Source organism: Pseudomonas sp. 05T35 (assembly GCF_056396605.1).
Window position 1 is genome coordinate 1 of the sequence record NZ_JBFTLU010000111.1, and the last position, 18,787, is coordinate 18,787.

Below are 18,787 nucleotides of genomic sequence, written 5' to 3' on the forward strand. Positions count from 1 at the left end.
GAGCTGGAGCGATTCTATGAGCACCTGGAGCAAACGCTGGTGGCCATCGAGTTTCTCGATCCGGAAAAACCACGGCACTTGATGGCGCGCCTGCGCCGGTTGTACGGACGAAGCTCGGTCAGCCGGGCGGAAATGAATATTTTGCGTGGCATCCTCACGGAAACCCAGAAAGCGGCCCGTGGTGAGCTTCTTAAACGGAAGGATTAATGATGTTCGAGCGTTTGCGTGAAGATATCCAGAGCGTTTTCCACCGTGACCCGGCGGCACGTAATGCGTTTGAGGTGTTGACCTGCTACCCGGGCATGCACGCCATCTGGATTCATCGCCTGTCGTCGGCGTTATGGGGCATGGGCTGGAAATGGCTGGCGCGGTTGGTATCGAACTTCGGCCGCTGGTTGACCGGGATCGAGATCCATCCTGGGGCCAAGGTCGGCCGTCGCTTCTTTATTGACCATGGCATGGGCATTGTCATCGGCGAAACCGCCGAAATCGGCAATGACGTGACGCTGTATCAAGGCGTGACCCTCGGTGGTACCAGCTGGAACAAAGGCAAGCGCCACCCGACGCTGGAAGACGGCGTAGTGGTAGGGGCGGGCGCCAAGGTGTTGGGGCCATTCACCGTGGGCGCGGGTGCCAAGGTGGGTTCCAATGCGGTTGTGACCAAGGCTGTTCCGGCAGGAGCGACAGTGGTCGGGATTCCAGGGCGGATCATCGTCAAGTCCGATGATGAGCTGGAAGCCAGGCGCAAGGCCATGGCCGAGAAGATTGGTTTTGATGCCTACGGCGTCAGCGAAGACATGCCGGACCCGGTGGCGCGTGCCATCGGTCAGTTGCTGGATCACCTGCAAGYGGTCGATGGTCGACTGGAAGACATGTGCGGCGCGCTCAAGGATCTGGGCAGCCCTTACTGTGCCAAGGACTTGCCTGAGCTGCGCGAAGAAGACTTCGCCTGTGTAAAAGGCAAGGATGAAAGTCAGGCCAGCTAAACCGGGGTGGCCCCATCGCGAGCAGGCTCGCTCCCACACTGGATCTCTGGTGTTGCGCAGATCAAGTGTGGGAGCGGGCTTGCTMGCGAAGAACGATAACGCGCATTTGCTGGTCGATCACCTCCAGCCTTTGTTATAGTGCGCGCGCTCTTTTGCGGGTAAACCTGACTAAAGTACTAGGTCTTATAGTTGACTTGAATACTCGGGAATTGCATACTCGCCCCCATCCCGTAACTCCGTGGTAATTGTCCATGCGACTGACTACAAAAGGCCGATACGCTGTCACCGCCATGCTTGACCTGGCGTTGCACGCGCAACATGGCCCGGTGTCCCTGGCCGATATCTCTGAGCGCCAAGGCATTTCCCTGTCCTACCTCGAACAGCTCTTCGCCAAATTGCGCCGCAGCAATCTGGTTTCCAGTGTCCGCGGACCAGGCGGTGGCTACCAGCTGTCGCGTGACATGCAGGGCATCCAGGTCGCTCAGGTGATCGATGCGGTCAACGAATCGGTCGATGCAACCAAATGCCAGGGACTGGGTGATTGCCATGGCGGCGACACCTGTCTGACCCACCACTTGTGGTGTGATCTGAGCCTGCAAATCCACGAATTTCTGAGCGGTATCAGCTTGGCTGACCTTGTCACTCGCCGTGAAGTGCAAGAAGTAGCCCAGCGTCAGGACCAGCGTCGTTGCAACARCAAGACACCGCGTCTGGACAAGATCGAAGCGTCCGCCGTCGAATGACAGCCAAAGAGCTAGCGGCACGCCAGCCAGCCTGATTTAGGAGAGAGTCCATGAAATTGCCGATTTACCTTGATTACTCTGCGACCACCCCGGTTGATCCGCGTGTCGCGCAAAAGATGAGTGAATGCCTGCTGGTCGACGGAAACTTCGGTAACCCGGCGTCCCGCTCCCACGTGTTCGGCTGGAAAGCCGAAGAATCGGTCGAAAACGCTCGCCGCCAGGTCGCCGACCTGGTCAACGCCGACCCGCGTGAAATCGTCTGGACCTCCGGTGCCACCGAGTCCGACAACCTGGCAATCAAGGGTGTCGCGCATTTCTACAGCACCAAGGGCAAGCACCTGATCACCACCAAGATCGAACACAAGGCGGTCCTCGACACCATGCGCCAACTGGAGCGCGAAGGTTTCGAAGTGACCTACCTCGATCCTCGTGAAGACGGTCTGGTAACGCCTGAAATGATCGAAGCCGCGCTGCGCGATGACACCATCCTGGTGTCGGTCATGCACGTGAACAACGAAATCGGCACCATCAACGACATCGCAGCCATCGGTGAACTGACCCGTTCCAAGGGCATCCTGTTCCACGTCGACGCTGCGCAGTCCACCGGCAAGGTCGAGATCGACCTGCAAAAGCTGAAAGTCGACCTGATGTCCTTCTCGGCCCACAAGACCTACGGTCCTAAAGGCATCGGCGCGCTGTACGTCAGCCGCAAGCCGCGTGTTCGCCTTGAAGCGACCATGCACGGCGGCGGTCACGAGCGTGGCATGCGTTCCGGCACCCTGGCCACTCACCAGATCGTTGGCATGGGCGAAGCGTTCCGTGTGGCCAAGGAAGACATGGCTGCCGAAAACGTTCGGATCAAAGCCCTGAGCGACCGTTTCTTCAAGCAGGTCGAAGGCCTCGAAGAGCTGTACGTCAACGGCAGCCTGACCGCCCGCGTTCCGCACAACCTGAACCTGAGCTTCAACTACGTTGAAGGCGAGTCGCTGATCATGGCGCTCAAGGACCTGGCGGTATCGTCCGGTTCGGCCTGTACCTCGGCGTCGCTTGAGCCTTCGTACGTACTGCGCGCCCTGGGCCGCAACGACGAACTGGCACACAGCTCGATTCGCTTCACCTTCGGCCGCTTCACCACCGAAGAAGAAATCGATTATGCCGCGCAGAAAGTCTGCGAGGCCGTCACCAAGCTGCGCGCTCTGTCGCCGCTGTGGGACATGTACAAAGACGGCGTCGACATTTCGAAAATCGAGTGGGCGGCACACTAACGAATTAAGTCGCCGTACACGGGCTCTGTAACCCAGTTGAAAAGCTGGCTTGCAGGGCCCCAAGAGCGACTCTCTGATGAGTGAGGATTAATCATGGCTTACAGCGAAAAGGTCATCGACCACTACGAGAACCCGCGCAACGTCGGCAAGATGGACGCGGAAGATCCTGATGTCGGCACCGGCATGGTCGGCGCTCCGGCGTGCGGCGACGTTATGCGCCTGCAAATCAAGGTCAACGAGCAAGGCATCATCGAAGACGCCAAGTTCAAGACCTACGGCTGCGGCTCTGCCATTGCCTCCAGCTCCCTCGCTACCGAGTGGATGAAGGGCAAGACTCTGGACGAAGCCGAGACCATCAAGAACACCCAGCTGGCTGAAGAACTGGCCTTGCCGCCAGTGAAAATCCACTGCTCGGTACTCGCTGAAGACGCCATCAAGGCTGCCGTTCGCGATTACAAGCAGAAGAAAGGCTTGATCTGACTTTCAAGTATTGGCGACGAGTAAGGAGTCACCGATGGCTATCAGCATGACAGAAGCGGCTGCTCAACACGTGCGACGCTCCCTCGACGGGCGCGGCAAGGGTGATGGGATTCGTCTGGGTGTTCGCACCACGGGCTGTTCCGGCCTTGCCTACGTGCTGGAGTTTGTCGATGAGGTAGGGGCCGACGATCAGGTCTTCGTCAGTCATGGCGAGAAAGTGATCATCGATCCGAAAAGCCTGGCTTACCTGGACGGCACCGAGCTCGATTTCGTCAAGGAAGGGTTGAACGAAGGCTTCAAGTTCAACAATCCCAACGTGCGCGGTGAATGTGGCTGCGGCGAAAGCTTCAACATCTGAGGCTGCTCGTGGGTACTCCTTGTCATTTCGCTTTATTTGAGCTGCAACCGAGCTTCAATCTGGACCTCGACCAGCTGGCTACGCGCTACCGTGAGTTGGCGCGCAGCGTTCATCCAGACCGCTTTGCTGACGCTTCCGAGCGTGAGCAACGGCTGGCGCTAGAGCAATCCGCTAGCCTCAACGAGGCCTACCAGACGCTCAAAAGTCCCCCCAAGCGCGCGCGTTACCTGCTCGCCATGGGTGGTCGCGAGCTGCCGCTGGAGGTCACGGTGCATGATCCGGAATTTCTTCTGCAGCAGATGCAATGGCGCGAAGAGCTCGAAGACCTGCAAGACAGTGCCGATCTGGCCGGGATTGTGGTATTCAAGCGCCGCCTGAAGGTCGCTCAGGATGTACTGAACGAAAGCTTCGCAGCTTGCTGGAATGATGCAGTGCAGCGTGAACAGGCCGAACGCCTGATGCGGCGCATGCAGTTCCTCGACAAGCTCACCTACGAAGTGCGCCAGTTAGAAGAGCGCCTCGACGATTAACCCAGTGCCGCCTCGGTCGCACGCCTGATATACAGATAAGTCCTGATAACGATGGCCCTACTGCAGATCGCCGAACCCGGCCAAAGTCCTCAACCGCACCAGCGTCGTCTGGCTGTGGGGATCGACTTGGGCACTACCAATTCGCTGGTCGCTGCGTTGCGCAGTGGTCTTTCCGAGCCACTGGCCGACGCTGACGGGCAGGTGATCCTGCCGTCTGCGGTGCGCTATCACGCTGACCGTGTCGAGGTCGGCGAGTCCGCCAAGCTGGCAGCCGCTACCGATCCGCTGAACACGGTGTTGTCGGTCAAGCGCTTGATGGGTCGTGGTCTGTCCGACGTCAAGCAATTGGGCGAGCAGCTGCCGTACCGCTTTGTCGATGGCGAGTCGCACATGCCGTTCATCGACACTGTGCAAGGGCCGAAAAGCCCGGTCGAAGTGTCCGCCGATATCCTCAAGGTGTTGCGTCAGCGCGCCGAGTTGACGCTGGGCGGCGAACTGGTTGGCGCGGTGATTACCGTTCCGGCTTACTTCGATGACGCACAGCGCCAGGCAACCAAGGATGCGGCCAAGCTGGCCGGTCTGAACGTGCTGCGTTTGCTCAACGAGCCAACCGCTGCGGCGGTGGCTTACGGTCTGGATCAGCATGCTGAAGGCCTGGTTGCCATTTACGACCTGGGCGGCGGCACTTTCGATATTTCGATTCTGCGTCTGACCGGCGGTGTCTTTGAAGTGCTGGCGACCGGTGGCGACAGTGCCCTGGGCGGCGATGACTTCGATCACGCGATTGCTGGCTGGATCATCGAGCGCGCGGGCCTGTCTGCCGACCTCGATCCGGGTGCGCAGCGTCATCTGCTGCAAACCGCTTGCGCGGCCAAGGAAGCCCTGACGAATGCCGCGACGGTTGAAGTCGTTTATAACGACTGGAAATCCGAGCTGACCCGCGAAGCCTTTGATGCGCTGATCGAGCCGATGGTTGCTCGCAGCCTGAAAGCCTGTCGTCGCGCCGTGCGTGATTCCGGTGTTGAACTGGAAGACGTGAAAGCGGTGGTGATGGTCGGCGGTTCGACCCGCGTGCCGCGTGTTCGCGACGCCGTAGCTGAAGCCTTTGGTCGTCAGCCGCTGACCGAGATCGATCCGGATCAAGTGGTGGCCATTGGTGCTGCGATCCAGGCCGATACCCTGGCGGGCAACAAGCGCGATGGCGACGAACTGCTGCTGCTCGACGTGATTCCGTTGTCCCTGGGGCTGGAAACCATGGGCGGTCTGATGGAGAAGGTGATTCCGCGTAACACCACCATCCCGGTCGCTCGCGCTCAGGACTTCACGACTTATAAAGACGGCCAGTCGGCCATGATGATTCATGTGCTGCAGGGCGAGCGCGAGCTGATCAGCGATTGCCGTTCTCTGGCGCGCTTCGAATTGCGCGGCATTCCGGCCATGGTCGCAGGTGCGGCGAAGATTCGCGTGACCTTCCAGGTCGATGCCGATGGCTTGCTCAGCGTGGCTGCCCGCGAATTGGGTTCGGGCGTCGAGGCGAGCATTCAGGTCAAGCCGTCCTACGGCCTGACCGACGGCGAAATCGCCCGCATGCTCAAGGATTCGTTCCAGCACGCCAACGACGACAAGGTCGCCCGCGTACTGCGTGAACAGCAGGTCGATGCCCAGCGTTTGATCGAAGCGGTGCAGGGCGCCCTCGATGTCGACGGCGAGCGCCTGCTCGACGCCGAAGAACGCATGGTCATCGAATTGCAGATGCAGGAACTGACCGAATTGATGAAAGGCACCGATGGTTACGCCATCGAGCAGCAGACCAAGCGTCTGTCGCAAGTGACCGATGCCTTTGCTGCCCGCCGCCTGGACTCGACGGTGAAAGCCGCTCTGGCGGGGCGCAACCTGAATGAAATCGAGGAATAACTGATGCCGCAGATCATTTTTCTGCCACACGCCGAGCATTGCCCGGACGGAATGGTCGTAGAGGCTGAGACCGGCAAGTCCATTCTCGAAGTGGCTCATGAGAACCATATCGAGATCGAGAGCGCCTGCGGCGGCGTCTGTGCCTGCACCACCTGCCACTGCATCATTCGCGAAGGCTTTGACTCGCTGAATGAGGCCGATGAGCTGGAAGAGGACTATCTTGATCGGGCCTGGGGTCTGGAAGCGCAGTCGCGCCTGACCTGTCAGGCAATCGTCGGGACTGAAGACCTGACCGTTGAAATTCCTAAATACTCGCTCAACCACGCTGCCGAAGCGCCGCACTGATTCAAGGAACTGGCATGAGTCTTAAATGGGTTGATGTGCTGGAAATCGCGATCCAGCTGGCTGACAGCAAGCCGGATGTGGATCCGCGTTACGTGAACTTCGTCGATCTGCACAGCTGGGTCATGGCTCTGCCGGAGTTCAGTGATGATCCGACCCGCGGTGGCGAGAAGGTACTTGAAGCGATTCAAGCGGCCTGGATCGAAGAAGCAGACTGAACGCACTGTACGCCGTTAGGCAATACCCAAGAACCCGCGTATAATTCGCGGGTTTAATTTTTCGCAAATTACCGTTTCTGGAGTTACACCATGGCTGTTCAACGTACTTTCTCCATCATCAAGCCTGATGCAGTTGCAAAAAACGTCATCGGCGAGATCACCACTCGTTTCGAAAAAGCTGGCCTGCGCGTTGTAGCTTCGAAAATGAAGCAGCTGTCCAAAGCTGAAGCTGAAGGCTTCTACGCTGAGCACAAAGAGCGCGGTTTCTTCGGCGACCTGGTTGCTTTCATGATCTCCGGTCCGGTTGTCGTTCAGGTTCTGGAAGGCGAAAACGCTATCGCTCTGAACCGTGAGCTGATGGGCGCTACCAACCCTAAAGAAGCTGCTGCCGGTACCATCCGCGCTGACTTCGCTGACTCCATCGACGCCAACGCTGTGCACGGTTCGGACTCCGAAGCCGCTGCTGCTCGCGAAATCTCGTACTTCTTCGCAGCTACTGAAGTAACCACTCGCTAAGCACTGGCTTATGAGTGAAGGTGAATCCATGACTACATCGACTGCAAAAACTAACCTGCTGGGTCTGACTCAGCCGGAAATGGAAAAATTCTTCGACTCAATCGGGGAGAAGCGTTTCCGTGCCAGTCAGGTAATGAAGTGGATTCACCACCTTGGCGTCGATGATTTCGACGCCATGACGAACGTCAGCAAGGCCTTGCGCGACAAGCTCAAGGCGATTGCCGAAGTTCGCGGCCCCGAAGTGGTCAGCGAGGACATCTCCAGCGACGGCACCCGCAAGTGGGTGGTGCGCGTGGCGTCCGGCAGCTGCGTCGAGACCGTCTACATTCCCCAGGGCAAGCGCGGCACTCTGTGCGTTTCGTCCCAGGCAGGCTGTGCCCTGGATTGCAGTTTCTGCTCCACCGGCAAGCAAGGTTTCAACAGCAACCTCACCGCCGCCGAAGTCATCGGCCAGGTGTGGATTGCCAATAAATCGTTCGGCAGCATCCCGGCAACCGCCGACCGTGCCATCACCAACGTGGTGATGATGRGCATGGGTGAGCCGCTGCTGAACTTCGACCGAGTACACCTTGCTCAAGGACATCAATGACAAGGTCGAGCATGCGGTTGAAATGATCGAGTTGCTCAAGGACACGCCTTGCAAGATCAACCTGATCCCGTTCAACCCGTTCCCTCATTCCGGTTACGAGCGGCCGAGCAACAACGCCATCCGTCGTTTCCAGGATCAACTTCATCACGCTGGCTTCAATGTCACCGTGCGCACCACCCGTGGCGAAGACATCGACGCTGCGTGTGGCCAATTGGTAGGACAGGTGCTGGATCGCACCCGTCGTAGCGAACGTTATATCGCCGTGCGTGAGTTGAGCGCCGACAACGATATGCCGCAAGACGCTGCGAATCGTACTTAAGAGAGGATCTCTATGTCACTGCGCCTAGCGCTGCTTCTGCTGTTCGCCAGCCTGTCGGCTGGTTGTGTTCTGTCGGGTGATTTCAATCCGATGAAAACCAGCAAGGGGCGCGATGAGGCGCGTGCTGCGTATGTGCAGTTGGGCGTGGGGTATCTGCAGCAGGGCATGACCGAACGGGCGAAAGTCCCGTTGAAGAAGGCCCTCGAACTGGATAGCGCCGACCCGGATTCCAACGCAGCATTGGGCCTGGTGTTTCAGGCCGAGATGGAACCTGAACTCGCGGATCAGCATTTTCGCAAGGCATTGTCCGCTCGTCCTGGCGATGCTCGTATCCTGAACAACTACGGCAGCTTTCTCTTTGAAGAGAAACGTTACAAAGAAGCTTACGAGCGCTTTGAACAAGCGGCTGCCGATAGCCTTTATCCGGAGCGTTCGCGGGTTTTCGAGAACCTCGGCATGACGGCTTCAATGCTCGGTCAGCGTGACTTGGCCCGGCAGCACCTGGAAAAAGCCCTGCGCCTGAACCGTCAACAGCCACGTGCGTTGCTGGAAATGGCTGAGTTGTCGTACGAAGACAGGCATTATGTGCCCGCGCGTGACTATTACGATCGTTTTAGCCTGCTCGCCGAGCAAAATGCACGTAGTCTATTGCTCGGCGTTCGGCTGGCCAAAGTGTTCGACGATCGCGACAAGGCCGCCAGTTTTGGCCTGCAATTAAAACGACTCTATCCCGGTACGCCGGAATATCAGCAATACCTGTCGGAGCAATGATGAAAGCGGCGCATCCAGAAGTTGTAGCAGCGACTCGCGTAAACCCCGGAGAGACCCTGCGTCAGGCCCGCGAAAGCAATGGTTGGTCGCTGGCGGAAGTAGCGCTCAAGCTCAATCTCACCGCTAATTCCTTGAAGAATCTGGAAGACGGCGCTTTCGACAAGCTGCCGGGGCATACCTTTGCTCGCGGCTATATCCGCGCCTACGCCAAATTGCTCGGCATGGACCAGGCCGTTCTGGTCCAGCAATTCGACCAGCACACCGGCACCGACTCCCAGGGCAGCAACGTGCACAGCCTTGGGCGTATCGAGGAGCCATCGCGGGTCTCCCACACCATTTTGCGCATCGTCAGCCTGTTGTTGCTGATGGCCGTGGTGGGGGGCGGTTTTGTCTGGTGGCAGGATCAAACCTCGCTGCGCACCAAGGACCTGATCGGTCTGAGCCCGGAACACGTCGAAGTCGAAGGCGCCGATGGCACCACGCAGATCCATCCGCTCGACGAGCCGGAAGATCAGGCCGTGGTAGAAGGCCAGGTCGAAGCCGGCACGCCTCTGGCATTGCCGGAAGGCCAGGCGACTGCCGAAGTTCAGACAAATGCCGAAGCGCCGACGCCAGCTGCTCCGGTCGCCCCGGTGGTTGCACCGACGGCCCCGGTTGTTGCTCCAGTGCGTACCGCGCCTGCCCCGGTTGTTGCGACGCCAGCGGCCCCGGTTGTGGCTGTTGCGCCAGCGCCCGTCGTGGCTGCCGTGCCAGCACCTGCCGCTTCGGCTGCTGCTCCGGCCACTCCGGTTGCCGGCGCGGGTAAGGTGCAGATTCAGTTCTCTGCCAATTGCTGGACGCAAGTCACCGATGGCAACGGCAAAGTGCTGTTGAGCGGTCTCAAGCGTAAGGGCGAAACCGCCGACGTCAGCGGTAAACCACCGTTTACAGTACGCCTGGGCTACGCCCGTGGCGCGCAGGTCAGCTACAACGGGCAAGTGGTCGATGTAGCTCCGTTCACCAGTGGCGAGACTGCTCGCCTGAAGTTGGGTCAATAAGTCATGCACGGCGAATCTCCAATCAAACGTCGCGAATCCCGCAAGATCTGGGTTGGTTCGGTACCGGTGGGCGGTGATGCGCCTATCGCTGTACAGAGCATGACCAACAGCGACACCAATGACGTTGCTGCCACCGTGGCCCAGATCAATCGTCTGGAAGCGGCTGGTGTCGACATCGTGCGGGTTTCCGTTCCGGACATGGACGCGGCGGAAGCCTTCGGTCGAATCAAGCAACTGGTCAAGGTGCCGTTGGTTGCCGACATTCACTTCGACTACAAGATCGCCTTGCGCGTAGCCGAACTGGGCGTCGATTGCCTGCGGATCAACCCGGGCAACATCGGTCGTGAAGACCGTGTGCGCGCGGTGGTCGATGCTGCCCGTGACCGCGGGATTCCGATCCGGATCGGCGTCAACGCCGGTTCGCTGGAAAAAGACCTGCAGAAGAAATACGGCGAACCGACACCGGCCGCGCTGGTCGAGTCGGCCCTGCGTCACGTCGAGCACCTTGAACGCCTGAACTTCCAGGACTTCAAGGTCAGCGTGAAGGCCTCCGACGTGTTCATGGCCGTCGAAGCCTATCGCCTGCTGGCCAAGGAAATCGTGCAGCCACTGCACCTGGGCATCACTGAAGCCGGCGGTTTGCGTTCAGGCACAGTGAAATCCGCCGTGGGCCTCGGTATGCTGCTCGCCGAAGGGATTGGCGATACTATTCGCATCTCGTTGGCGGCTGACCCGGTCGAGGAAGTGAAAGTCGGCTACGACATTCTCAAGTCCCTGCATCTGCGTTCCCGTGGCATCAACTTCATCGCCTGCCCGAGCTGCTCGCGGCAGAACTTCGATGTGGTRAAAACCATGAACGAACTGGAAGGGCGCCTCGAAGATCTGTTGGTGCCGCTGGATGTCGCGGTCATCGGTTGCGTGGTCAACGGTCCCGGCGAAGCCAAAGAGGCCCATATCGGCCTGACTGGCGGTACGCCGAACCTGATTTACATCGATGGCAAGCCGTCGCAGAAATTGACGAATGACAATCTGGTGGATGAGCTGGAAAGGTTGATCCGCCAGAAAGCGGCCGAAAAGGTCGAAGCCGACGCAGCGCTGATCGCGCGCGGCTGATCGAACGAATTTAAGGATTTATAGTGAGCAAGTCTCTGCAAGCCATACGTGGCATGAACGACATCCTGCCCGAACAGACCCCGCTGTGGCGTCACTTCGAGGGCACCGTTTCGCGTCTGCTGGATAACTACGGTTACAAGCAGATTCGCACGCCGATCGTCGAGTTCACCGAGCTGTTCAAACGCTCCATCGGTGAAGTGACCGACATCGTCGAAAAAGAGATGTACACCTTCGAGGACCGTAACGGCGACTCGCTGACCCTGCGTCCTGAAGGCACGGCAGCCTGCGTACGTGCAGTGCTTGAGCACGGCATCTCCGGCGGTGGCCAGGTGCAGAAACTCTGGTACATCGGCCCGATGTTCCGCCACGAGCGTCCGCAAAAAGGCCGTTATCGTCAGTTCCACCAGATCGGTTGCGAAGTTTTCAACCTTGATGGTCCGGACATCGACGCCGAACTGATCGTGCTGACCTGGCGCCTGTGGGGCGAGCTGGGTATCCGTGACGCGGTCAAGCTTGAGCTCAACAGCCTGGGCACCAGCGCCTCTCGCGCTCGTTATCGCGATGCGCTGGTGGAGTACCTGACGGCACGCCTGGACCAACTGGACGAAGACAGCCAGCGCCGCTTGAAAACCAACCCGCTGCGAGTGCTCGATACCAAGAACCCCGATACCCAGGCGGCGCTGGTCGATGCACCGAAGATGGCCGACTACCTCGATGAAGAATCCCGCGTGCACTTCGAGGGCCTCAAGGCGCGTCTGGACGCAGCCGGCATTCCTTACGTGATCAACCCGAAGCTGGTGCGCGGGCTGGATTACTACAGCAAAACCGTATTCGAATGGGTCACCGACAAACTCGGCGCCCAGGGCACTGTCTGCGCGGGTGGCCGTTACGATGGCCTGGTCGAGCAGATGGGCGGCAAGCCGACGCCGGGCGTTGGTTTCGCCATGGGCATCGAGCGCCTGGTGCTGATGCTCGAAACCCTGGAGCAGATCCCGGAAGAAATCTCCCGGCAGGTTGACGTCTACCTGTGCGCCTTCGGTGAGGCTGCCGAACTGGCCGCTCTGACACTGAGCGAGCGGGTTCGTGATCAGTTGCCAAACCTGCGCCTGCAGATCAATGCCGGCGCGGGCAGCTTCAAAAGTCAGTTCAAGAAGGCCGACAAGAGCGGTGCGCTATACGCATTGATCCTCGGTGACGACGAAATGGCCCAGCAAGTGGTAGGTTTCAAACCCCTGCGTGGCCAGGGCGAACAACAAAGCATTGCCTGGGATGCGCTTGCCGCTCACCTGGCCACCTGCGTCGTGCAGGGTTGAAGCTGTCAAACAGCCGATTTAGCGAATAAGGAGTATTGGGGTGTCGAGTACCGAAGACGAACATCTGGCGGAATTCAAAGACTGGTGGCAGCGTAACGGCAAACCTCTCGTAACCGGCGGCCTGTTGGCGCTGGTCATCGTGTTCGGCTGGCAGGCGTTTCACAAGTATCAGAGCAATCAGTCGCAAGGCGCCTCGATGCTTTACCAGCAATTGCTGGAAACCACGCTGACCCCGGACGGCAAGCCTGACGCGGCCCGTGTAGCGGACCTCGCGAACAAGCTCAACAGCGAGTTCGGCGGCACGGCTTACGCCCAATACGGCAGCCTGTTCGTGGCGAAAGTCGCGGTCGACAGCGGCAAGCTGGATGACGCTGCAAGCCAGCTCAAGGTTGTGGCTGACAAACCTGCCAACCCGGCGCTGGGCGAAGTGGCGCGTCAGCGTCTGGCCCAGGTCCTGGCCGCACAGAACAAGGCTGACGAAGCACTGAAATTGCTCGAAGGTGATGCCGATCAGGCATTCCTGGCCACTCGCGAAGAACTCAAGGGTGACCTGTTGGTCCAGTTGGGTCGTACCGATGAAGCCCATGCTGCTTACCAAAAAGCCAAGGCTGCGCTGTCGGATGAAGCGGCGGTCGGTGGCTTACAAATCAAGCTGGACGACCTGGCCAAAGGGGATGCGTGACGTGATCCGTTGGAAACATGCAGCATTGCTGGCTCTGGCCATTCTGGCCGCGGGTTGCAGCAGCAACAGCAAAAAAGAATTGCCGCCGGCCGAGCTGGTCAAATTCAAGGAAGAAGTGGTCCTGCAAAAGCAGTGGAGCCGTTCGGTCGGTAACGGCCAGGGCGAGACCTACAACATGCTGGTGCCGGCCATCGATGGCAACACCATCTATGCTGCCGACGTCAAAGGCGTGGTGATGGCGCTGGATCGCATGAACGGCGACGTCAAATGGAAGAAAGATCTTGAGCTGCCTGTGTCCGGCGCCGTTGGCGTGGGTTAYGGTCTGGTCATGATCGGCACGCTCAAGGGCGAAGTGGTTGCCCTGGATGCAAGCTCCGGTGAAGAGAAATGGCGCGCTCGCGTGACCAGTGAAGTGCTCGCACCGCCTGCCAACAACGGTGACGTGGTGGTGGTTCAAACCCAGGACGATCGTCTGATCGGTCTGGATGCTTCCACCGGTAACCAGYGCTGGTTGTATGACAGCACGCCAGCGGTCCTGACTCTGCGCGGCACCAGTGCGCCGATCGTGACCAACCGCCTGGCGATTGCCGGCCTGTCGACCGGTAAAGTCGTGGCGCTGGATATCTCCAACGGCGTGCCGGTGTGGGAGCAGCGCATTGCGATTCCACAGGGTCGCTCGGAGCTGGAACGCGTGGTCGATATCGACGGTGGCCTGCTGCTGTCCGGCGACAAGGTCTATGTCGCMAGCTATCAGGGGCGCGTAGCGGCCCTGGACCTGCAAAGCGGTCGTCAGCTCTGGCAGCGTGATGCTTCCAGCTATGCCGGTGTCGCCCAAGGTTTCGGCAGCGTCTATGTGAGCCTGTCTTCGGGTACCGTTGAAGGCGTCGACGAGCGTTCGACCACCTCCTTGTGGAGCAACGACTCGCTGGCTCGCCGTCAACTATCGGCACCGGAAGTGTTCTCCAGTTACGTTGCAGTCGGTGACCTGGAAGGTTACCTGCACCTGTTGAGTCAGGTGGACGGTCGTTTCGTCGGCCGTGAACGCATCGACAGCGACGGCCTGCGTGCCCGTCCGCTGGTGGTGGGTGACATGATTTACGTGTATGGCAACAGCGGCAAACTGGAAGCCCTGACCATCAAGTAATGGTTTGACTATGCTTGGGGATAGCGATGTTCCCAGGCAGCCTTGCTCCGCAAGGCTTTGCGGCACGTCATGTGCTGCCCCGAGCACCAGCCGCTGCCTCGCAGCGGCTTTTGTATTTTCTGAAATAACGAAGTGGAGAGCCGCATGGTTCCCGTAATCGCCCTGGTGGGCCGACCGAACGTCGGCAAATCCACCATGTTCAACCGCCTGACCAAAAGCCGCGACGCTATTGTTGGCGACCTTTCCGGTCTGACCCGTGATCGCCAATACGGTGAGGCAAAGTGGCAAGGGCGCTCCTACATCCTGGTCGACACCGGTGGTATTTCCGGTGATGAGCACGGCATGGATGAAAAGATGGCCGAGCAGTCGCTGCTGGCTATCGAAGAAGCCGATGTCGTTCYGTTCCTGGTAGATGCCAAGGTTGGCTTCACCGCCGCCGACCAGATGATTGCCGAGCACTTGCGCAAGCGCAACAAACGCTCCCTGCTGGTGGCCAACAAGATCGACAACATCGATCCTGAAATGGCCCGCGCCGAATTCGCCCCGTTGGGCATGGGCCACGCCATTGGTGTGGCTGGTGCGCAAGGTCGCGGTGTCAACACACTGCTGGAAGCCGCCCTGAGCGAATTCCCGCGTGACACCGAAGAAGAGGATCTCAACGCTAACGTCGCCGAAGGCGAGGAAGCGATCCGGATTCCGGGTCCGAGCGAAAAAGATGGCATCAAGATCGCCATCATCGGTCGCCCGAACGTCGGCAAGTCGACCCTGGTCAACCGCATGCTCGGTGAAGACCGGGTAATCGTCTATGACCAACCCGGCACCACCCGCGACAGTATCTACATCCCGTTCGAGCGTAACGAAGAGAAGTACACGCTGATCGACACTGCGGGTGTGCGCAAGCGCGGCAAGATCCACGAGGAAGTTGAAAAGTTCTCGGTGGTCAAAACCCTGCAAGCGATCAAAGACGCCAACGTGGTGATCTTCGTGATGGACGCCCGTGAAGGCGTGGTTGACCACGACCTGAACCTGCTGGGTTTTGCCCTGGAAGCCGGTCGTGCCATCGTTATCGCCTTGAACAAGTGGGACGGCATGACGCCGTCCGAGCGTGATTTCGTGAAGATCGAGCTGGAGCGTCGGTTGTTCTTCGTCGACTTCGCCGATATCCACTTCATCTCGGCGCTGCACGGCACTGGCGTGGGCAACCTGTACCAGTCGGTACAGAACTCGTTCAAGTCGGCGATCACTCGCTGGCCGACCAACCGCCTGACCCAGATCCTCGAAGACGCCGTTGGCGAGCACGCGCCACCGATGGTCAACAACCGCCGGATCAAGCTGCGTTATGCCCACTTGGGGGGTGCCAACCCGCCGCTGATCGTGATCCACGGTAATCAGGTCGAGAAGGTTCCGAACTCTTACGTCCGTTACCTGGAAAACACTTACCGTCGCGTCTTGAAGCTGGTCGGTACGCCGATCCGCATCGAGTTCAAAGGCGGCGAGAACCCGTACGAAGGCAACAAGAACACGCTCACCGACCGTCAGGTCAACAAGAAGCGCCGCTTGATGTCGCACCACAAGAAAGCCGACAAGAAGCGCCGCGACAAGCGCTGATTGGTGCGCCGGCTCGTCCCCTCGGGATGGGCTCCCTCGCCACAGGTTAGGCGGCTGTATTAGAAGAAGGGCGCCCATGGCGCCCTTTTTCGTGTCTGGCGTTTGAGCTATCCTCGGGCTCTCCCGCGCCGCCGTTAGCGTCGGGTGTTCAGTAGGGAATCACCGATGATCACCAGCAAGCTGCCGAATATCGGCATCACTATTTTCACCCAAATGTCTCAGCTCGCGGCACAGACCGGCGCGATCAACCTGTCCCAGGGGTTCCCCGATTTCGATGCGCCGCAAGCCTTGTGCGATGCGGTCGGCCGGCACATCGCCAATGGCCATAACCAGTATTCACCGATGACCGGCCTGCCGGCGCTGCGCCAGCAAGTGGCGGCGAAGATCGCTCGCAGCTATGGCGTGAGCGTCAATGCCGACACCGAGGTAACCATCACTCCCGGCGCGACCCAGGCGATCTTCTGCGCCATTGCGGCAGTTATCCACAGCGGTGACGAAGTGATCGTCTTCGATCCGGCCTACGACAGTTATGAGCCTTCGGTGGCGCTGGCCGGCGGTCGTTGCGTACATGTGCCGCTGGCGGGGAAGGATTTCGCCATCGACTTCCAGAAGCTCGGCGAAGCGCTGAGCCCGCGCACGCGAATGATCATCCTCAACTCGCCGCATAACCCGAGCGGTGCGCTGATCTCGCGTGCCGAGCTGGATCAGTTGGCGGCCTTGATTCGTGACCGCGATATCTACCTGATCAGCGACGAGGTGTATGAACACCTGGTGTTTGACGGTGTAGCGCATGCCAGCGTTTTGGCCCATGAAGAGCTGTACCGGCGGGCCTTCGTGGTCAGTTCTTTTGGCAAGACCTACCACGTCACTGGCTGGAAGACCGGCTACGTGGTTGCGCCACCGGCACTCTCGGAAGAACTGCGCAAGGTGCATCAATACGTCAGTTTCTGCGGTGTGACCCCGTTGCAGTACGCGCTGGCCGACTTCATGGCCGAGCATCCGGAGCATGTCGAAGAGTTGCCGGGTTTTTATCAGGCCAAGCGTGATCTGTTCTGTGATTTGCTGGCGCCTTCGCGGTTCAGCTTTACCAAGGCCACCGGGACCTATTTCCAGTTGGTCGACTATTCGCAGATCCGTCCGGACCTGAACGATGTCGAGATGGCCAAGTGGATGACGCGCGAGCATGGCGTGGCAGCGATCCCGATTTCGGTGTTCTACCAGAACCCGCTGCCAGAGCAGCGTCTGGTGCGCCTGTGTTTTGCCAAGCGTGAGGAGACGCTGCGTCAGGCAGCGGAGAAACTATGCGCGATTTGACTACCTTGCCCGATCTGAACGTTGCGTTGATCCAGACCACATTGGCCTGGCATGACCGCAAGGCCAATCTCGAGCATTTCGAACAGTTGCTGGAGCAGGCGCGGGGCGCCGACCTGATCATCCTGCCGGAGATGTTCACCACCGGCTTCTCGATGGAGTCGCAAACCCTCGCTGAAGCGGAAAACGGCCCGACCAGTAAATGGTTGCGAGCGCAGGCCGCCAAACTTGACGCGGTGATTACCGGCAGCGTGATTGTCCAGGCCGCCGATGGCAGCCATCGCAATCGACTGTTGTGGACGCGGCCGGACGGTGAGGTCCTGCATTACGACAAGCGTCACCTGTTTCGCATGGCTGGCGAGCACAAACATTACACCGCCGGCGAGCATCAGGTGCAGTTCGAGCTCAAGGGCTGGCGGGTGCGTCCGCTGATTTGCTACGACCTGCGTTTCCCGGTGTGGAGCCGCGATGCGCAAGACACCGACCTGCTGCTGTACACCGCCAACTGGCCGGGTGCACGGCGTCAGCACTGGAACCGTTTGCTGCCGGCGCGGGCCATCGAGAACCTTTGCTATGTCGCCGCGGTGAACCGGATTGGCACTGACGGTAAAGGCTTTGCGTATACCGGTGATAGCCAGGTGCTGGATTTCCAGGGCGAGACGCTGCTGGGTGCCGGTGAGGCCGATGGGGTGTTTCAGGTCGTGCTGAGTGCCGCGGAGCTGGCGGCGTATCGCATGCGGTTCCCGGCGAATCTGGATGCCGATACCTTCGAACTGACCTGAGATTTTCGCCGCCTGACAGACCGCTATCGCGAGCAGGCTCGCTCCCACAGGGTTATGTGCTGATTGATGGACCTGTACAAATTCAATGTGGGAGCGAGCCTGCTCGCGATGAGGGCCTGACAGGCAACGAAAAACCATGAAGATAAAAAAGGCCCCGAGGTTTTCACCTCGGGGCCTTTTGCGTTTCAGCGGGCGGGGGGTTACGCCGCTTTCGCTTCCGGCTGGCTCAGGGAGCGGTTCAGCGCGCTGAACAGGGCCTTGAAGCTGGCGGTGGTGATGTTTTCATCGATACCGACGCCATGCACTGCACGCTCGCCGTTCACGCGCAGTTCAATGTAGGCCGCAGCCTTGGCGTTGGTGCCTGCGCCGATCGCGTGTTCGTTGTAGTCCATGATCTCCACCGGAATCGGCAGACCGGCCACCAGTGCTTCCAGGGCGCCGTTGCCCTTGCCGCGCCAGTGCAGGTTGGTTTCGCCCTGGCCTTTGCTGGAGACCTCAACTTCAACAGCGCTGTGACCGTTCTCTTCCTGCAAGCGATGGCTGACCAGCGCGTACGGCGTGTTGGCCTGCAAGTACTCGCTATGCAGCAGCGCGTGGATCTGCTGGGCAGTCATCTCGAGGCCCAGGCGATCGGTCTCGCGTTGTACCACCTGGCTGAACTCGATCTGCATGCGGCGCGGCAAGTTGATGCCGTATTCCTGTTCCAGCAGGTAAGCGATACCGCCCTTGCCGGACTGACTGTTGACGCGAATCACCGCCTCGTAGC

Annotated in this window: 20 protein-coding genes and 2 pseudogenes; 21 read left to right on the plus strand and 1 reads right to left on the minus strand. The window is 59.5% G+C overall.

The window, feature by feature from the left end; all coding sequences use genetic code 11:
• The 21 genes and pseudogenes from AC1DH9_RS11305 to AC1DH9_RS11405 all read left to right on the plus strand — a co-directional run.
• A pseudogene (locus AC1DH9_RS11305) lies at positions 1-207 on the plus strand (tRNA (cytosine(32)/uridine(32)-2'-O)-methyltransferase TrmJ); the annotation flags it as partial.
• A 2-nt stretch (positions 208-209) separates the two neighbouring features.
• Positions 210-986, plus strand: a complete 777-nt coding sequence (cysE, locus tag AC1DH9_RS11310; RefSeq protein ID WP_477808180.1) for a serine O-acetyltransferase — start codon at positions 210-212, stop codon at positions 984-986.
• Positions 987-1,237: 251 nt separating this feature from the next.
• Complete coding sequence (gene iscR, locus AC1DH9_RS11315; RefSeq protein WP_477808181.1) at positions 1,238-1,729, plus strand: Fe-S cluster assembly transcriptional regulator IscR; 492 nt, start codon at positions 1,238-1,240, stop codon at positions 1,727-1,729.
• Between the two features lie 50 nt (positions 1,730-1,779).
• Positions 1,780-2,994: an IscS subfamily cysteine desulfurase gene (locus tag AC1DH9_RS11320; RefSeq protein ID WP_019693469.1), complete on the plus strand. Its 1,215-nt coding sequence runs from the start codon at positions 1,780-1,782 to the stop codon at positions 2,992-2,994.
• 93 nt (positions 2,995-3,087) lie between these two features.
• The gene (iscU, locus tag AC1DH9_RS11325; RefSeq protein WP_003443374.1) at positions 3,088-3,474 is read left to right on the plus strand and encodes a Fe-S cluster assembly scaffold IscU; all 387 of its coding nucleotides are present in this window, start codon (positions 3,088-3,090) and stop codon (positions 3,472-3,474) included.
• 34 nt (positions 3,475-3,508) lie between these two features.
• Positions 3,509-3,832 carry an iron-sulfur cluster assembly protein IscA gene (iscA, locus tag AC1DH9_RS11330; protein WP_019693468.1) on the plus strand — a complete coding sequence of 108 codons (324 nt, stop codon included), beginning with the start codon at positions 3,509-3,511 and terminating at the stop codon, positions 3,830-3,832.
• Positions 3,833-3,840: 8 nt separating this feature from the next.
• A complete protein-coding gene (hscB, locus tag AC1DH9_RS11335; RefSeq protein WP_427533323.1) occupies positions 3,841-4,362 on the plus strand; it encodes a co-chaperone HscB in 522 nt (173 codons plus the stop codon).
• 51 nt (positions 4,363-4,413) lie between these two features.
• Positions 4,414-6,276, plus strand: a complete 1,863-nt coding sequence (gene hscA, locus AC1DH9_RS11340; RefSeq protein ID WP_427544432.1) for a Fe-S protein assembly chaperone HscA — start codon at positions 4,414-4,416, stop codon at positions 6,274-6,276.
• A 3-nt stretch (positions 6,277-6,279) separates the two neighbouring features.
• Positions 6,280-6,621: an ISC system 2Fe-2S type ferredoxin gene (fdx, locus tag AC1DH9_RS11345; RefSeq protein WP_054595801.1), complete on the plus strand. Its 342-nt coding sequence runs from the start codon at positions 6,280-6,282 to the stop codon at positions 6,619-6,621.
• Positions 6,622-6,635: 14 nt separating this feature from the next.
• On the plus strand, positions 6,636-6,836 hold the full coding sequence (gene iscX / locus AC1DH9_RS11350) for a Fe-S cluster assembly protein IscX (RefSeq protein ID WP_123582281.1): 201 nt from the start codon (positions 6,636-6,638) through the stop codon (positions 6,834-6,836).
• Positions 6,837-6,926: 90 nt separating this feature from the next.
• Positions 6,927-7,352, plus strand: a complete 426-nt coding sequence (ndk, locus tag AC1DH9_RS11355; RefSeq protein ID WP_427533321.1) for a nucleoside-diphosphate kinase — start codon at positions 6,927-6,929, stop codon at positions 7,350-7,352.
• Positions 7,353-7,380: 28 nt separating this feature from the next.
• Positions 7,381-8,260, plus strand: a pseudogene (gene rlmN / locus AC1DH9_RS11360) (23S rRNA (adenine(2503)-C(2))-methyltransferase RlmN).
• Between the two features lie 12 nt (positions 8,261-8,272).
• The gene (gene pilW, locus AC1DH9_RS11365) at positions 8,273-9,031 is read left to right on the plus strand and encodes a type IV pilus biogenesis/stability protein PilW (RefSeq protein WP_427544426.1); all 759 of its coding nucleotides are present in this window, start codon (positions 8,273-8,275) and stop codon (positions 9,029-9,031) included.
• Complete coding sequence (locus tag AC1DH9_RS11370) at positions 9,031-10,068, plus strand: RodZ domain-containing protein (protein WP_427544423.1); 1,038 nt, start codon at positions 9,031-9,033, stop codon at positions 10,066-10,068. Before pilW ends, AC1DH9_RS11370 begins: the two co-directional genes overlap by 1 nt.
• Positions 10,069-10,071: 3 nt before the next feature.
• Positions 10,072-11,181, plus strand: coding sequence for a flavodoxin-dependent (E)-4-hydroxy-3-methylbut-2-enyl-diphosphate synthase (ispG, locus tag AC1DH9_RS11375; protein ID WP_427533318.1), 1,110 nt, complete (start codon positions 10,072-10,074; stop codon positions 11,179-11,181).
• A gap of 23 nt (positions 11,182-11,204) precedes the next feature.
• Positions 11,205-12,494 carry a histidine--tRNA ligase gene (hisS, locus tag AC1DH9_RS11380; protein WP_427544420.1) on the plus strand — a complete coding sequence of 430 codons (1,290 nt, stop codon included), beginning with the start codon at positions 11,205-11,207 and terminating at the stop codon, positions 12,492-12,494.
• A 40-nt stretch (positions 12,495-12,534) separates the two neighbouring features.
• Positions 12,535-13,176 carry a tetratricopeptide repeat protein gene (locus AC1DH9_RS11385; RefSeq protein WP_427544417.1) on the plus strand — a complete coding sequence of 214 codons (642 nt, stop codon included), beginning with the start codon at positions 12,535-12,537 and terminating at the stop codon, positions 13,174-13,176.
• The gene (bamB, locus tag AC1DH9_RS11390; RefSeq protein ID WP_477808182.1) at positions 13,169-14,320 is read left to right on the plus strand and encodes an outer membrane protein assembly factor BamB; all 1,152 of its coding nucleotides are present in this window, start codon (positions 13,169-13,171) and stop codon (positions 14,318-14,320) included. The genes AC1DH9_RS11385 and bamB overlap by 8 nt, the downstream gene beginning before the upstream one ends.
• Before the next feature lie 144 nt (positions 14,321-14,464).
• Positions 14,465-15,928 (plus strand): ribosome biogenesis GTPase Der, encoded by a 1,464-nt coding sequence (der, locus tag AC1DH9_RS11395; RefSeq protein ID WP_477808183.1) that lies wholly within the window; start codon positions 14,465-14,467, stop codon positions 15,926-15,928.
• 165 nt (positions 15,929-16,093) lie between these two features.
• Positions 16,094-17,242 (plus strand): pyridoxal phosphate-dependent aminotransferase, encoded by a 1,149-nt coding sequence (locus AC1DH9_RS11400; RefSeq protein WP_427544408.1) that lies wholly within the window; start codon positions 16,094-16,096, stop codon positions 17,240-17,242.
• A complete protein-coding gene (locus AC1DH9_RS11405) occupies positions 17,230-18,021 on the plus strand; it encodes an amidohydrolase (RefSeq protein ID WP_427544405.1) in 792 nt (263 codons plus the stop codon). The genes AC1DH9_RS11400 and AC1DH9_RS11405 overlap by 13 nt, the downstream gene beginning before the upstream one ends.
• A 200-nt stretch (positions 18,022-18,221) precedes the next feature.
• Here the strand turns inward: AC1DH9_RS11405 and AC1DH9_RS11410 are convergent.
• Positions 18,222-18,787, minus strand: a 566-nt coding sequence (locus tag AC1DH9_RS11410) for an alpha-isopropylmalate synthase regulatory domain-containing protein (protein WP_477808184.1), incomplete at its 5' end; no start/stop codon positions are given.

Excerpts from the sequence above, each read along its gene's own strand:
- AC1DH9_RS11320 (WP_019693469.1), top strand. The coding sequence starts at position 1,780 with ATGAAATTGCCGATTTACCTTGATTACTCTGCGACCACCCCGGTTGAT.
- iscU (WP_003443374.1), top strand. The coding sequence starts at position 3,088 with ATGGCTTACAGCGAAAAGGTCATCGACCACTACGAGAACCCGCGCAAC.
- iscA (WP_019693468.1), top strand. The coding sequence starts at position 3,509 with ATGGCTATCAGCATGACAGAAGCGGCTGCTCAACACGTGCGACGCTCC.
- hscA (WP_427544432.1), top strand. The coding sequence starts at position 4,414 with ATGGCCCTACTGCAGATCGCCGAACCCGGCCAAAGTCCTCAACCGCAC.
- fdx (WP_054595801.1), top strand. The coding sequence starts at position 6,280 with ATGCCGCAGATCATTTTTCTGCCACACGCCGAGCATTGCCCGGACGGA.
- iscX (WP_123582281.1), top strand. The coding sequence starts at position 6,636 with ATGAGTCTTAAATGGGTTGATGTGCTGGAAATCGCGATCCAGCTGGCT.
- ndk (WP_427533321.1), top strand. The coding sequence starts at position 6,927 with ATGGCTGTTCAACGTACTTTCTCCATCATCAAGCCTGATGCAGTTGCA.
- pilW (WP_427544426.1), top strand. The coding sequence starts at position 8,273 with ATGTCACTGCGCCTAGCGCTGCTTCTGCTGTTCGCCAGCCTGTCGGCT.
- AC1DH9_RS11370 (WP_427544423.1), top strand. The coding sequence starts at position 9,031 with ATGAAAGCGGCGCATCCAGAAGTTGTAGCAGCGACTCGCGTAAACCCC.
- AC1DH9_RS11400 (WP_427544408.1), top strand. The coding sequence starts at position 16,094 with ATGATCACCAGCAAGCTGCCGAATATCGGCATCACTATTTTCACCCAA.
- AC1DH9_RS11405 (WP_427544405.1), top strand. The coding sequence starts at position 17,230 with ATGCGCGATTTGACTACCTTGCCCGATCTGAACGTTGCGTTGATCCAG.